The organism is Psychrobacter sp. PG1 (genome assembly GCF_014897815.1).
GTDB lineage: Bacteria > Pseudomonadota > Gammaproteobacteria > Pseudomonadales > Moraxellaceae > Psychrobacter.
In genome coordinates, this window is sequence record NZ_JABUZG010000057.1 from 163,053 (window position 1) to 177,431 (window position 14,379).

At 44.7% G+C, this 14,379-nt stretch carries 12 protein-coding genes; 4 read left to right on the plus strand and 8 right to left on the minus strand.

All coding sequences use genetic code 11. The annotated features are described in order from the left end of the window. The 3 genes from INT03_RS08750 to INT03_RS08760 form a co-directional block, all read right to left on the minus strand. A partial coding sequence (locus tag INT03_RS08750; protein WP_193008634.1) for a PhnD/SsuA/transferrin family substrate-binding protein occupies nt 1–739 on the minus strand: 739 nt, incomplete at its 3' end. A gap of 3 nt (nt 740–742) precedes the next feature. Beyond that, nucleotides 743–1,237, minus strand: a complete 495-nt coding sequence (locus INT03_RS08755; protein WP_193008635.1) for a PAS domain-containing protein — start codon at nt 1,235–1,237, stop codon at nt 743–745. Nucleotides 1,238–1,509: 272 nt separating this feature from the next. Then, complete coding sequence (locus INT03_RS08760) at nt 1,510–1,872, minus strand: roadblock/LC7 domain-containing protein (RefSeq protein ID WP_193008636.1); 363 nt, start codon at nt 1,870–1,872, stop codon at nt 1,510–1,512. A gap of 636 nt (nt 1,873–2,508) precedes the next feature. Here INT03_RS08760 and gdhA point away from each other — a divergent pair. Beyond that, entirely contained in the window at nt 2,509–3,855 is a 1,347-nt protein-coding gene (gene gdhA / locus INT03_RS08765; protein WP_055124628.1) for an NADP-specific glutamate dehydrogenase, read from the plus strand. Between the two features lie 195 nt (nt 3,856–4,050). After that, a complete protein-coding gene (locus INT03_RS08770; RefSeq protein WP_055124627.1) occupies nt 4,051–4,635 on the plus strand; it encodes a PepSY domain-containing protein in 585 nt (194 codons plus the stop codon). Between the two features lie 164 nt (nt 4,636–4,799). On the opposite strand, the gene hutI is transcribed toward INT03_RS08770, so the two are convergent. The 5 genes from hutI to hutU all read right to left on the minus strand — a co-directional run bounded on the left by hutI (nt 4,800) and on the right by hutU (nt 12,100). Then, complete coding sequence (gene hutI, locus INT03_RS08775; protein WP_193008637.1) at nt 4,800–6,128, minus strand: imidazolonepropionase; 1,329 nt, start codon at nt 6,126–6,128, stop codon at nt 4,800–4,802. 77 nt (nt 6,129–6,205) lie between these two features. After that, entirely contained in the window at nt 6,206–7,234 is a 1,029-nt protein-coding gene (gene hutG, locus INT03_RS08780; RefSeq protein WP_193008638.1) for a formimidoylglutamase, read from the minus strand. Nucleotides 7,235–7,267: 33 nt separating this feature from the next. Beyond that, entirely contained in the window at nt 7,268–8,830 is a 1,563-nt protein-coding gene (gene hutH, locus INT03_RS08785) for a histidine ammonia-lyase (RefSeq protein WP_193008639.1), read from the minus strand. Between the two features lie 119 nt (nt 8,831–8,949). After that, complete coding sequence (locus tag INT03_RS08790) at nt 8,950–10,311, minus strand: YjiH family protein (RefSeq protein ID WP_193008640.1); 1,362 nt, start codon at nt 10,309–10,311, stop codon at nt 8,950–8,952. A 70-nt stretch (nt 10,312–10,381) separates the two neighbouring features. Continuing rightward, on the minus strand, nt 10,382–12,100 hold the full coding sequence (gene hutU / locus INT03_RS08795; protein ID WP_193008641.1) for a urocanate hydratase: 1,719 nt from the start codon (nt 12,098–12,100) through the stop codon (nt 10,382–10,384). Between the two features lie 304 nt (nt 12,101–12,404). Between hutU and INT03_RS08800 the strand changes: the two genes are divergently transcribed. Beyond that, nucleotides 12,405–13,190 carry a UTRA domain-containing protein gene (locus tag INT03_RS08800; RefSeq protein WP_193008642.1) on the plus strand — a complete coding sequence of 262 codons (786 nt, stop codon included), beginning with the start codon at nt 12,405–12,407 and terminating at the stop codon, nt 13,188–13,190. Nucleotides 13,191–13,504: 314 nt separating this feature from the next. Beyond that, nucleotides 13,505–14,341, plus strand: a complete 837-nt coding sequence (locus tag INT03_RS08805) for an amino acid ABC transporter substrate-binding protein (protein WP_193008643.1) — start codon at nt 13,505–13,507, stop codon at nt 14,339–14,341. The last annotated feature ends 38 nt before the right edge of the window (nt 14,342–14,379 follow it).

Below are 14,379 nucleotides of genomic sequence, written 5' to 3' on the forward strand. Positions count from 1 at the left end.
AAGTTTGCATCAAATCTATCATAAATTCAGCATCTTCTTCGTCCATGGCTTCAAACCCTTGAGGCATGCCAAGTTCAGCCAATGCTTCTCTACCATCGTCATCATTATGCAAGTTCAGGATCGCATTCATGAATATTTCTGTATCAGGAAAGCCATCTTTAATCAGTAATACATGGCTAATATCTGCCAAATCACTTTCGATTAGCACTGACAGCTGAGTTTTGGTCAAGCGTGAAAAGCTATGAAAAATCTCTGCCAAGAAGAAAGCTGCTTGAGCATCACCTTTGATGACTTTACGGGCAGCTGCCTGATAAGTTTCAGTGATATCCCAGTTGAGATCAGACTCTTCTATATCTACAGCTTCTAATAAGCGTAAACCAATCAGCTTAACATCACGGTTGTCTGCCATTGCTACGGTCGCACCCGCTTTAATGTCTTCTAAGCGCTTGATATCACTGTTTGCCGCAGCAGCAATGACCATCTCATCCGATTTGCCGATAGGGCGTGCAACAGCGCGATAGCCTTGTTCACGGATCAAAGTAGCTGCATCAAATGGGTTGGCATAGATAACTTGAATGTCACCTGCCTCAATGATTTTCTCTTGTTCAGCATGTGAGGTAGGTATATTCAGATGCATATTTAGGTTGGCACGTTTTTGAATCAAAATATTAAACATGTGCCAGCCTGCAAAACGCTCAGGAGAAAAATCAGGGGCGATTAACATATTGTGTGTCGTCATGATTTAGCCTTCCTCATTTTGATTCATTTGGGCATACTGAGCCATAGCAGCTTCGATTTTGCTACGTGATGGCTTACGGCGTACCGAGGTATAACCCACTGTTTCGCCGCGACGAATGTTTGGCACAACGGTCGCATAGACCCAGTAGTGACTACCATCTTTGCATAAATTCTTAACGTAGCCATGCCATTTTTGCCCAGCCGCTGCGGTATTCCACAAATCTTTATAAGCGGCTTTTGGCATATCAGGGTGGCGCAAAATAGATTGTGGCTGACCAATAAGCTCATCAACGCTGTAGCCACTGATTTCGACAAAAGCATCGTTGACGTGAGTCAGCACACCATCCAAATCGGTGCGAGATACAATCAGCTTGCCATCAGGATAAGGGCGTTCAATACCAGTATCATAGACAGTCCGCGATGTACCATCATAATAAGTCAGAGTAATCTGCTCAGCGGGCATATCAGGCTTATGTGCATCAGGGATTGGAGAACCCATCGTAATCTCCTTTATTTATCGTTATATTTATAATGATTAAAAAGCCAATCTGGTGTGGTAGTTGTCGATAACATCATGTTGCCTTTCAGCTCAGTCGTCGTCCCAATATTTATCAGGCTATTATTCCATACAAATAATGTGTGCCATCTTAAATATTTTTTATGAGACAGTCACCTCATTTTGATTTAAAGTCATATTTATCAGTCGTGCTATGTGCTATATGACATTAAATAATAAAAAATGTGTTATCGACAAAAATCCAAATTTACCAATTAGATAAGTTTTGCAAGGGCTTCTGAGGCACGCTTGATATCTAAGAATATCAAACCAAGTTTTGCATTCGGTTTTGCCATAATAGTAAGTACCGCTTCATCTCCAGATGAGGTCATAATCACGTAGCCTTTTTCACCTTGAATCATAATACGATCGATACTACCACGTGCCAACTCATGACCTGCGCGGTCACCCAATGACAATAAAGCCGCTGACATAGCGCCAACACGGTCTTCATCAACGCCCGTTGGTAGTGCTGAGGCAATCATCAGACCATCGTTAGAAATAAGGGCAGATGCTTCAACATCGGCTGATGAGCTGTTTAGGTCTTCCAAAATTTGCTGGAATAAATCTGTACGCATATCGCTTTCTCTATGACGGGTTATTCAATTGATAAAATAACAGTTAGTAATGGTGGAGAATAAATGTTGACTAAGTCAGCTATTATAAACCCTTGCTGTCAATATTGATATACATCAGCTCAAGCAAAAAGCCATGTTTTTGGTTTTTTTATACCGTTTGGTGCTGATTATTGACCTTTCGTCTTTACTTAACGGTTATCAATACACAAATTTCCATTAATATTTGATTTATTTACCGATTAGGAAAACGAAGACTTTTTAGTAATACAGGACTATTTTTAGCACAATCAATGAGATCTGTAAGCTCATCAGTCGGCGCCTCAAGGTGCTATGCAAAGGCGCACGCTAGACTGTGCCAATAAAAATCGCTTATAACTTTTCATGATGGTGATATTTACTAGACTTATACGTCCCAAAAATGATATATATTATGGGATAAAAAATGTTCTTGTCTCTGAATGTGGCATCTAGGCATAAATTCAGTCAGCTTTTTTAATCCCATTTGTCTCTACACAAGCCAGCGTGTCGAGGCAATTTCAGTTTTACACCAGTGTCTACAATCCTCTCGTTTGTTGTCATACGACGTGACATCGGTGTAAGTACGCACGATCACCATTTTTACCCTAAGGAAAAGATATGAGTATCAGTCAGGCCATCGAAAAAGTCGAAGCGCGTTACGCCCATCAACCTGAATTCGTTCAAGCGGTAAAAGAAGTTGCAATTACGATTGCGCCGTTATACGACGCCCACCCAGAATATGATACTTTTAAAATATTTGAGCGCCTCGTTGAGCCTGACCGCGTTATTGCTTTTCGTATTAACTGGGAAAATGATCAAGGTGAAGTTCAGGTTAACCGCGGCTGGCGTGTCCAGTTCAGCAATGCCTTAGGTCCTTATAAAGGTGGCGTGAGATTTCATCCGACTGTCAACCAATCTGTGTTGAAGTTCTTAGGCTTTGAGCAAATATTCAAAAACGCTTTGACTGGATTGCCAATGGGCGGCGGTAAAGGTGGCTCTGATTTTGATCCCAAAGGCAAAACAGACAGTGAAATCCGCCGTTTTTGCTATGCCTTTATGCGTGAACTACATCACTATGTGAATAAAGACATCGATGTGCCCGCTGGTGACATTGGCGTGGGTGGGCGTGAAGTCAGCTATATGTTTGCTATGTATAAGAATTTAACGCACGAATACGGCGGCGTTTTGACCGGTAAAGGCGTTGGCTTCGGTGGCAGTTTGATGCGTACTGAGGCGACAGGTTATGGCGCGGTGTATTTCTTAGAAAACATGCTTACGGCGCAAAATGACGATATTAAAGGTAAGAGAGTATTGGTTTCAGGTGCTGGTAACGTCTCATTACATGCTGCTGAAAAAGCCCATATGCTGGGCGGCATCGTCGTCACTGTGTCAGACTCACAAGGGACTTTGTATGATGAAGCGGGTCTGAATCAAGAAAAAATTGATTGGCTCAAGGCACAAAAAGCAAAAAGCAAACCGTTGGCTGAGTACGTCGATGTTTATGGTGGAGAGTGGTTTGCGAAGCAAAAGCCGTGGCAATTCAAAGGTGACATCGCGATTCCATCAGCGACGCAAAACGAAGTCAATGAAGAAGATGCCAAGCTCATGGTTGAAAATGGCATCACATACGTTGTCGAAGGTGCCAACATGCCATTGACTGCTGAAGCCATCGACTATATTCGTTTGCACCGGGTGCATTATGCCCCAGGTAAAGCCGCCAACGCGGGCGGTGTAGCAGTCTCTGCGCTTGAGATGTCACAAAACTCAGTCCGTCAGTATAAGAGCTTTGAGCAAATCGACTTGCGCCTCAAAAATATCATGAGAAATATCCATGACTGCGCAGCTGATGCCTCAGAACAGTATGGTCAAACGGATAATGGCTATATCAACTATATGGCTGGTGCAAATATCGTTGGCTTTAAACGAGTTGCTGATGCATTGGTCGCTTACGGTATTTTAAACTAAGCACTTTTATCATAGCCACCTACTAACGAATAACGCGTCTGTTTTAACGATAGGCGCGTTTTTTATGAATTAAACCTACCGTGAATAGTCAAAGTGGTTTTTATGAAGTGATACGATTGACCTATTGATAATATGTGTTTTTTAAAAGATAATAATTTTAGAACACTCAATAAGATTAATTTTGTGGAGACCGTTATGAGCAAGATTTTCAAGCCATTTTCGCTAACGACTTTGGGTACTCGTGCTGCAGTAGTAGTGGGTGCAGCTATGTTAACTACGACAATCTATGCATCTACGCAGCAACCGCTAGCAAGTGAGGTCCAAGCCGCCAAAGCCAGTAGAATAAGCTTACAACAAGCAATAAATATTGCGGCGAAAAAGTCATCTGGTCTATTGATGAGTGCCAGCTTTGATCACGATGATGATAAAGCGCAAGGCGGTGTGTATGAGATGGAATTTGTAACCAGTAGCCGAAACTATGAAATCAAAGTTGACGCCATGAATGGTAGAGTGATCAGTACGGATGTGGAACGATTAGACAGTGACGATCTGGTAGATTATAAGGCACTTAAACAAGCGAAGATTGATGTTAAACAGGCAATGAAAATTGCTGAAAAACAATCGGGCGGCCGTGTTATCGAGATTGAGTTTAAAAACGACCGAGATTATAGTGATCATGCGTCCTATTATGAAGCTGATATCCTCAAAGGTAATAGTATCGTTTGGCTAAATGTTGATGCCAATACTGGCAGCGTATTCAACAATAAGTTTAAGAAATAGCTAAGTAAGTTAGACAGATAGATATGATAGGTATCGCCAATAGTCGTTTTTCTTGCTACTCAGTTTTTTGAAAATGGGGTAGCAAGGCTGTGCATTTATTTTTAAAAAAGCCCCAATCATTCAATGACTGGGGCTTTTTTAATGTGAGTAGTTAGATGAGTTCGCTATACCGTCTCACGCCACTTGCCTTGAACCATAATGCCGTTAATAGGGTTTAGTCCCATCTGATAAGCCAAATCCGCAGGTCGGGCGATATCCCATAAGACCAAATCTGCATCACAGCCAACCTCTATTTTACCTTTATTAGACAGTCCCAGCGCTTGTGCTGCATAAACGGTTGAGCCTGCCAGTACTTCTTCAGTCGTTAAGTAAAATAGCGTACAGCCCATATTCATTGCTAACAGTAGCGATGTCAGCGGTGATGTACCTGGATTACAATCAGTTGAAACTGCCATAGGTACTTGGTGTCTGCGTAATGCCTCAATGGGTGGCAACTTGGTATCCCGCAGGGTATAAAATGCACCGGGCAATAGAACTGCAACCGTATCACTGGCCGCCATTTTTTTGATGTCGTCTTCTGATAAATGCTCTAAATGGTCGCTTGATAATCCTTTATATTCGGCAACTAAGGCACTGCCACCTATGTCAGATAATTGCTCAGAGTGCAGCTTAACTGGTAGGCCTAACACACGTGCTACTTCAAAAACGCGTCTGATTTGCTCAGTGCTAAAGGCGATGTTTTCACAAAAGCCATCGACTGCATCGACCAAACCCTCGCTATGCAAGATTGGTAGCCACTCGCACACTTGCTCGATATAGTCATCCGAGCGGTCCTGCATGTGAGACTTGTATTCAGGGGGTAGGGCATGCGCCGCTAGATAAGTGGTGCTCACATGGATATTATATTTTTCACCAAGCTGGCGAGCAACCGTGAGCATTTTGCGTTCCGTGTCTAAATCTAGGCCGTAGCCCGATTTGATTTCGATACTGGTGACACCCTCTTTCATCAGTGCAAGCAACCGTTTTTCACTTTGTGCAAATAGCGATTCGATACTGGCAGCGCGGGTAGCAGTGACAGTTGAGACGATACCGCCACCTTGTGCCGCAATGTCTTGATAACTAGCGCCAGTCAAACGTGCCTCAAACTCGTTACTGCGATTGCCACCATAGACGATGTGAGTGTGACAGTCGATGAGCCCGGGAGTTATCCATTTACCATCTACGTCTGTGATTTGATGATGTTGATAGTTAGGCAGATGAGCAGTGATTTGATTGTGCCCACCAATCCAAGCAATGCTGCTATTTTTAATACCGATAGCAGCATTGTTTAATTGACCATATGGGATGCTATTTGTGCAAATACCAAAACCATACTGCGCCGAAAAAGTCGCAAGATTGGCATTGATAATGATGTGGTCAAACGATGTTAGGATGTCTTTATCATCTGTAGTATTGATAGATTTTTCGAGTATCTGTGCGCTAGAGTGGTTCATAATAAGCTCCTGCTTAATACTGATAGTCAGGTGAATATATAAAATTCATCTTCAAAGTTTTATTCATAAGTCTTTATTTATAGAGTCAGTAAATGATGCTCTATAATAGTCGCTAATAGTCTTGCCGCGACCTTGCAGCTGCGCCCATCAATATCAAAGGTGGGATTAATCTCGGCAATGTCGGCCATTTTTACTTTGCCTGATGCCATGATGGTTTTGACCATGCGTTCAACGAAACCCAGCTCAATACCAAAGGCTGCAGGTGCGCTCACACCCGGCACGACACTAGATGGCAAGCAGTCCATATCAATGGTCAGATAAACCACATCAACTTGATTGATGAAGTTTATAACCTGATCGGCAAGTATCTGCCAAGGCTGATAATGGCAGTCTTCATCACTGATGATATGCACGTCCAATTGCTCAGCACGATCAAACAGCGCCGCCGTGTTAGAGAACCGACTGACGCCAATACAGCAATAATGAAAGGGCTGACCATGTGCATCAAGGTGCTCGGCAATTTGGCGAAACGGTGTACCAGAAGTTGCCACATCAGATTGACGAATATCAAGATGGGCGTCAAAATTAATGATGCCGATGGTAGGTGTGGCATTTGCTTCGCTTGTATTTTCTAATGCCTGCCATAGTCCCAAAAAACTACCATAGGCGATGGCATGACCACCACCAAGACCAATGGGCAAGCCGCCTTGTTTGACGATAGCGCTCACTTTATCCGCATATTTGAGCTGAGCTTGCTCAAGAGTGTGCGCAGCAAAGTCATCATCGTCGTGACAATAGATATCGCCTGCATCACCCAATAATGTCGCCAGTTGATTATCATAGCATGTTTGCAATGGCGCAATGACCGGCAGTGTCGCAAACGCTCGGCGAATCAGCGGCGGGGCAGCTCGTGCACCCACGCGGCCTTGATTGCGCCTAACCCCTTGATCACATGCAAAGCCGATTAGCCCAATATTTTGATCCTCGTAAGGCTTTGCGAGCTGATACCAGTAGCGGGCACGTGCCGTCTCAAATGGCTCTGCACGGCCGGTCCACAGCATCATGTCAGCCGCTGTGTGACTCACGGTTATGCTAATTTTCGTCATGGCCATTACTCATTCCCTTCTATTATCTAACGCTTATTTAGACTCGTACCAGTTGCTACGTAATGACTGCCAGTGCTCAGCAAGCGTACCGTCTAATACCAATTGCTTGGCCGCTTCGATATCAGGCGCTAGGTAGCGGTCTTTATCATAGAAAGTCACTTTCTCGCGCAGTTTCTGATGCGCCACAGTCAACGGCTCTGATGTCTCTAATCCGCGATGAAAATCAATCCCTTGACCGGCAGACAGTAGCTCAATACCGATGATAGTGGCAGTATTCTGTGCCATCTCATATAGGCGTCTTGCGCAATAGGTCGCCATAGACACATGATCTTCTTGGTTGGCTGAGGTTGGGATACTGTCAACGCTCCCCGGATGAGCGATAGATTTATTCTCCGATGCCAGTGCGGCTGCGGTCACATGGGCGATCATAAAGCCTGAGTTTACCCCAGCATTGTCGACCAAGAACGGCGGCAGACCACCTGACAGCGTCGCATCGATTAGCAAAGCAACACGGCGCTCAGACATAGAACCAATCTCGGCGATTGCCAACGCTAAGATGTCAGCGGCAAAAGCGACTGGCTCAGCATGGAAGTTACCACCTGATATGGCAACCGGGCCATCTTCATTATTAAAAATAAGTGGGTTGTCTGTCACCGCATTGGATTCGATTAGTAGCGTTTTTCCTGCTTGGTTAATGATATCAAGACAGGCACCCATGACTTGTGGCTGACAACGCAGGCAGTAAGGGTCTTGTACTCGGTCATCCTGCTCACCATCATGCGAGGCGCGAATCGCACTGCCTTTAATGAGTTGACGGTGTGCTTTGGCGATTTCAATTTGACCATGATGCCCACGTACTTCGTGAATACGCGCATCAAATGGTGAGTCCGATCCTTTGGCCGCATCAATTGACAGGGAGCCAACGATAGTCGCTGTCTCCAGCAAGTCACGCGCTAAGAAATAACCCCGTAATGCTAATGCGGTTGAGACTTGCGTGCCGTTAATAAGTGCGAGACCTTCTTTGGCTGCTAGGATAATTGGCTCAAGTCCATGCTGGGCTAGTGCTTCTGCTGCAGGCACTTTTTCGCCAGCGACAAACACGTCACCTTCACCCATCATTGCAAGCGTCATGTGTGATAAAGGCGCTAAATCACCAGAGGCACCAACAGAGCCTTTTGCCGGAATGTTTGGCGTGATTTGATTATTGATTAAGGCAAGTAAGCTGTCCACTACCTCGCGGCGTACGCCTGATACACCTTGTGCTAGGCTGGCCACTTTCATCACCATAATCAGTCGTACCACGCTGGCAGGAAGTGCTTCACCAGTGCCTACTGAGTGAGAAACAATTAGGTTACGCTGAAGTAGCTCAAGCTGATCATCACTGATACGGGTCTTTGCTAACAGGCCAAAACCAGTATTGATTCCATAAGCGCTTTTGTCTCGAGCAATAATCGTACGCACATCTTCGTGTGAGGCATCGATAGCTTTATAAGCACTCTCAGGTAATGTCAATATGACAGGTTGCTCATAGATATCACGTAGCATCTTAAAGCTAAGCTGGCGAGGGTGTAGCGTTAATTTTTTGATATCGTTCATAGGGTGATCCTAGTATTGTAAGACATATGGGTTATATTATTTTTGATTCATGTCTTTGTTGAAATGACGTTTTTTAAATGTTTTTAGTTAACATAATACTTGTTATTAAATTTGTTTTTTTAGCCAATCCAGTTGAAGTACATGGCTAGATGTCCGAATGCCGCAGCCAATAAAATACTGAGTACCACACGCTCAAACCAGATAATGACCATTTTGCCGACAGATAATGGTATTTCAGTGGCAAGCACACAAGGAATCATGGCAGAGAAAAACAACACGCTGCTAATAGAGATGACCCCTGCAACATAGCGAGTCAGTATATCAGCCTCACTGAGGAGCAGTGCTGGCAAGAACATTTCAGCCAATCCCGCTGACATACCTTTGGCGGCAACCAAAGGCTCTGGTAAGCCGCTAAGCCATGTGAATGGATAAAGAAGCAAGCCTAAAGCATCGAATACAGGCGTATACTTTGCTAATATCAATCCTGTCAAGCCAACCGCAATGATAGAAGGCACAATCGCCGCTGCCATCGTCAGCCCATCGCGAAAGTTAGACCATAAGATTTGTTTTAGGTCAGTGGCACGGCGTGAAGTGGACAAACCCAAATCAAATGCTGCCGCCAGACGTGTACCACGTTTATGGTCTAAAGCGGGACGTTCAACGCTATCATCAACAAGGCTAATGGGTGGAATACGAGCAGTAATCGCAGTGACGATAAAGGTAATCACTAGCGTAGACCAAAAGAACAGATTCCAAAACTCCATCAGACCAAGCGTTTTGGCAACAATCACCATAAATGCCGCTGATACGGTCGAAAATCCAGTCGCAATGATAATGGCTTCGCGCGCTGAATATTGCTTTTGCAAGTAGACACGATTAGTAATGAGCAGCCCGATAGAGTAGCTACCAACAAAGGATGCGACCGCATCAATCGCTGATGAACCTGGGGTTTTCCAGATAGGTTTCATGATCGGCTGCATGAGCACACCGACCATCTCGAGCAAACCAAAACCCACCAAAAATGCTAAAATTAATGCCCCAAGCGGTACAATCATACCGACTGGTAATGCCAGTTTTTCAAACAAAAACGGCAGCATGTCGGCTTCCATCATAAAGGCAGGCGCTACGTCAGCAACATACATCACTGCCAGTATCAGACCAATGATTTTAAAAGCAGTCATAATCATGTAGGTGATGTTTTTACGCCATGAGCCGTCTATAAATGGCTTGCTTACCCCAAAGATCATCAATAAAAATAATAACGTCACAGACAATGTATGCTGCTGATTGACCAGATAAGTTGCCCCATGATCGAACAAAATCGTGCTTTTCTCACCAATGGTAAATGGCACAAAAAACATGACCAAACCGATAGCACTAAAGACTATCAACTGCAGTAACGCTATAGATTTAGACAGTAGTGCTTCAGTTGGTGTCGCTGCTGCATCCTTGAGATTTAGTGTCGTATTTTGCTCAATCATATTATCCTCCTTGATAAAATGTCGATGATATCCTTATGTCAAGTAATCACTTATAAGGATAAAGGGTATGCTACTTAACCATCGGCAGATTTAGACCATAGTCTTTAGCTGTTTTGATCGCTAGCTCATAACCTGCATCCGCATGACGCATAACGCCTGAACCGCAATCGTTGACCAGCACTCGTGCCAAGCGTTTGGCTGCAGCATCAGTACCGTCTGCGACGATGACCATGCCTGAGTGCTGCGAGTAGCCCATGCCCACGCCGCCGCCATGATGCAGCGATACCCAAGTTGCGCCGCCTGCGACATTGAGCATACCATTCAATAATGCCCAATCAGATACCGCATCTGAACCATCTTTCATGCTTTCTGTTTCACGATTAGGGCTAGCCACTGAGCCTGTGTCTAAGTGATCACGGCCAATAACGATAGGGCCTTTTAGCTCGCCGTTTTTGACCATCTCATTGAATGCGAGCCCTGCTTTGTCACGTTCACCCAATCCTAACCAGCAGATACGGGCAGGCAAACCCTGAAACTGAATGCGCTCTTTTGCCATATCTAACCAGCGATGGATATGTTGGTTTTCAGGGAACAGCTCTTTAATTTTTTGATCGGTTTTGTAGATGTCTTCTGGATCGCCTGATAATGCTACCCAGCGAAATGGGCCTTTACCTTGGCAAAACAGCGGACGAATATATGCAGGGACAAAACCTGGGAAATTAAAGGCATCTTTAACGCCTTCATCAAAAGCCACCTGACGGATATTATTACCATAATCGGTCGTTGGAATGTCCATTGCCTGCAAGTCTAGCATCGCCTGTACGTGTACGGCACAAGACTGAGCGGCAGCTTTGGTTAATGCTGCATGTTGCTCTGAATCTTCTTGGGCAGCTTTCCATGCTTCCACTGTCCAGCCACTTGGTAGATAGCCATTGATCAAGTCATGCGCTGAGGTTTGATCAGTGACCAAATCAGGCTTCATACCGCCAGCATTGGCGCGCTTGACCATCTCTGGCAATATATCTGCGGCATTACCAAGTAGGGCGATAGAGACCGCTTCACCTGCGTCGGTATGCTGTTTGATGAGCTCATAAGCATGGTCTAAGTCATCGGCTTGCTTATCGACATAACCAGTACGCAAGCGGAAATCGATACTAGATTGCTGACACTCGATGTTCAGTGAGGTTGCACCTGCAAAAGTCGCGGCTAATGGCTGCGCACCGCCCATGCCGCCAAGACCCGCGGTCAAAATCCAACGTCCCGCCCAGCTACCGTCATAATGCTGACGACCTGCTTCTACAAAGGTCTCATATGTACCTTGCACGATGCCTTGCGTGCCAATATAGATCCAGCTACCAGCTGTCATTTGACCATACATCATCAAGTCTTTGCGATCGAGCTCGTTAAAGTGCTCCCACGTCGCCCAGCGCGGCACAAGGTTAGAGTTTGCAATCAATACACGCGGGGCATTTTCGTGCGTTTGAAACACGCCAACTGGTTTGCCAGATTGCACCAATAAGGTTTCATCGTCTTCCAATTCTTTCAATGACGCTAGGATTTGATCGTAGCTTTCCCAATTGCGGGCGGCGCGTCCGATACCACCGTAGACGACTAGGCTTTTAGGGTTTTCGGCCACATCAGGATGCAAATTGTTTTGCAGCATACGATAAGGGGCTTCGGTCAGCCAGCTTTTGCAATGTAATGTGCTGCCAGTGGGCGCTGCGATTTCGCGGCTCTCATCACGGCGAGTCAGCTTAGTCTCTTTATTGGTTCCATGGTCAGTAGTCATTATCATATCCTTGTGATATCTGTTAAGACGATAAAGTAATCAAAGTAAGTGTTTTACAGTCAGTCTATAAATTCAGCGAAATATCGATTAGATGACGCAGATTTTTTAGCACTGTCGTAAAGTTGTATATACAAATTATCAAAGATACTTTTTTCATGCAAGCAGTTTTTGTTAAATGACTCAATTATTTTTGTGAGGGTTTTGGTAGATAGATAAATGTCACAGTGTTTTGCCAAGGTTCATGACGTTATCTCGTGATATTATGGCGCTAATCTTATTGGTGAATTAACGGTTAAACACGGACATGATAAAGACGATTCCGGCATATCAGCGGATTAAAAACGCCATATTAGACAATATTCACTCGGGTAAATGGCAAGCGGGCAATTCAATTTCTACAGAAATGGCGTTGGCAAAAGAATTTGGCGTATCGCGTATGACGGTCAATCGCGCCCTAAAAGAACTGAGCGAAGAGCGAGTGCTAGAGCGCCGGCAAGGATCGGGGACGTTTGTCGCCCAGCAGCAGTTCAATCATACCTTTGTAGAAGTGCGCAATATCGCGCAGGATTTAAAATCTGCCAATCGCGATTATCAGGCGCAAGTGGTGAGTAAACGCATACTTACAGCTGCGATGTTAGACGATGAATTACGGCGTAAATTTGATATTAATAAAGTAGCTGTGTCTTCTAACACAAACGCTGATACAACCGTGATGGATGACAGTACTGGCGCAGATAGTAGTAGCGACGTTGCTGTTTTATACGAGGTAAAAATCATTCACTTTGCAGATGGTCAGCCCATACAGTTCGAAGAGCGCTGGGTGGATGCGCAAAAGGTGCCAGAATTTATTGAGCAGGATTTTAGTGTGGTCAATACCAGTGATTATCTCATTGCCAAAAGTCCACTAGAGCGTGGTAGCTATACCATTCGTGCACTAGCGGCACCAGATGAGATTGCCGCGCTACTGCAAATCGCACCGCAATCGCCGACATTGGTATTGCGTCGTCAGACGTATTCAGCAGGTCGAGTATTGACCTTTGTGAAGATGTGGCATGCAGGCGATCGTTATCAATTCTCCGGTGAATTATAATAGTCTTACGCATGCTCACTGTTTTTGTACGTTTATTCTTTCTGAAGTGCGCTAGTATATCAATGAATGGCTATTTAATTGGCAATAATAACGTTAATATCTGCCTAAAAAATGCCCAAAAATTCAAAGATAATATAGAAACAGTATTGAAAAATATGCTGATCATCCTCAAATCGAGCAGCCAAAGCTAAATAATGCGGCGCAAATACTTTATTATAGTATTTGCCTGTGCTGGTCCTATCCTTATTTGTTGCTATGGTTTTATTGGCACGATACCTTTTTGCATTATTCATTCACTCTTATAAGGACGTCTTATGAAACGTCGTACTCTTTTAGCACTTGCCGCCAGTACTATGCTACTTGCCGCTTGTGGTCAGTCTACTACCAATGAAGCAGAAACCAATGCGACAGACAGTGCCGCGACGGGTGGCTCTGATTTGCTGCAACGTATCAATAATGGTGGCACCATCAACGTCGGTACAGAGGGTACTTATCCGCCATTCACTTATCATGATGAGAGTGGCAAGCTAACTGGCTATGATGTCGAAGTGACACGTGCGGTTGCGGATAAACTAGGCGTAGACGTTGAATTTAAAGAGACCCAGTGGGATGCTATGTTGGCAGGTCTTGACTCAAAACGCTTCGATATGGTGGCCAATCAAGTAAGCTTGACCACGCCTGAGCGTTTGGCTAAGTATGACAAAGCCATGCCATATAGCTGGTCGGGCGCGGTTGTACTAGCACCGACTGATGACAATCGTTATAGCTCGTGGGAAGGTTTAAAAGGTCTGCGTACTGCGCAATCACTAAGCAGCAACTATGGCGAGCTTGCAGAACGCTACGGCGCAGAAATCGTCCCTGTCGATGGTATGGCGCAAGCGATTCAACTGGTTAAGCAAGAACGTGCTGACTTCACGATGAATGACAATCTGGCAGTATTGGATTATCTCAAAAAATTCCCAGATGCAGCACTTGAGATCAAACTGACAGCGCCTGCGAGTGAGCAGACTGGTTCAGGTTTAGTACTCATCAAAGGGGATGACGCTGTGGTGGCAAAATTGAATGAAGCAATGGCCGCATTAGCAGCCGATGGGACGCTGACCAAGCTTAGCGAAGAGTTCTTTGGTGCTGATATAAGTCAACAAAAATAATGCTAGCGTCTATCACGTCAATGCTAGCTGAGTTACTG

What these genes read in the sequence shown, in the direction of transcription:
- INT03_RS08755 (WP_193008635.1), bottom strand. Translation starts at nt 1,237, where the DNA reads ATGGGTTCTCCAATCCCTGATGCACATAAGCCTGATATGCCCGCTGAG.
- INT03_RS08760 (WP_193008636.1), bottom strand. Translation starts at nt 1,872, where the DNA reads ATGCGTACAGATTTATTCCAGCAAATTTTGGAAGACCTAAACAGCTCA.
- gdhA (WP_055124628.1), top strand. Translation starts at nt 2,509, where the DNA reads ATGAGTATCAGTCAGGCCATCGAAAAAGTCGAAGCGCGTTACGCCCAT.
- INT03_RS08770 (WP_055124627.1), top strand. Translation starts at nt 4,051, where the DNA reads ATGAGCAAGATTTTCAAGCCATTTTCGCTAACGACTTTGGGTACTCGT.
- hutI (WP_193008637.1), bottom strand. Translation starts at nt 6,128, where the DNA reads ATGAACCACTCTAGCGCACAGATACTCGAAAAATCTATCAATACTACA.
- hutG (WP_193008638.1), bottom strand. Translation starts at nt 7,234, where the DNA reads ATGACGAAAATTAGCATAACCGTGAGTCACACAGCGGCTGACATGATG.
- hutH (WP_193008639.1), bottom strand. Translation starts at nt 8,830, where the DNA reads ATGAACGATATCAAAAAATTAACGCTACACCCTCGCCAGCTTAGCTTT.
- INT03_RS08790 (WP_193008640.1), bottom strand. Translation starts at nt 10,311, where the DNA reads ATGATTGAGCAAAATACGACACTAAATCTCAAGGATGCAGCAGCGACA.
- hutU (WP_193008641.1), bottom strand. Translation starts at nt 12,100, where the DNA reads ATGACTACTGACCATGGAACCAATAAAGAGACTAAGCTGACTCGCCGT.
- INT03_RS08800 (WP_193008642.1), top strand. Translation starts at nt 12,405, where the DNA reads ATGATAAAGACGATTCCGGCATATCAGCGGATTAAAAACGCCATATTA.
- INT03_RS08805 (WP_193008643.1), top strand. Translation starts at nt 13,505, where the DNA reads ATGAAACGTCGTACTCTTTTAGCACTTGCCGCCAGTACTATGCTACTT.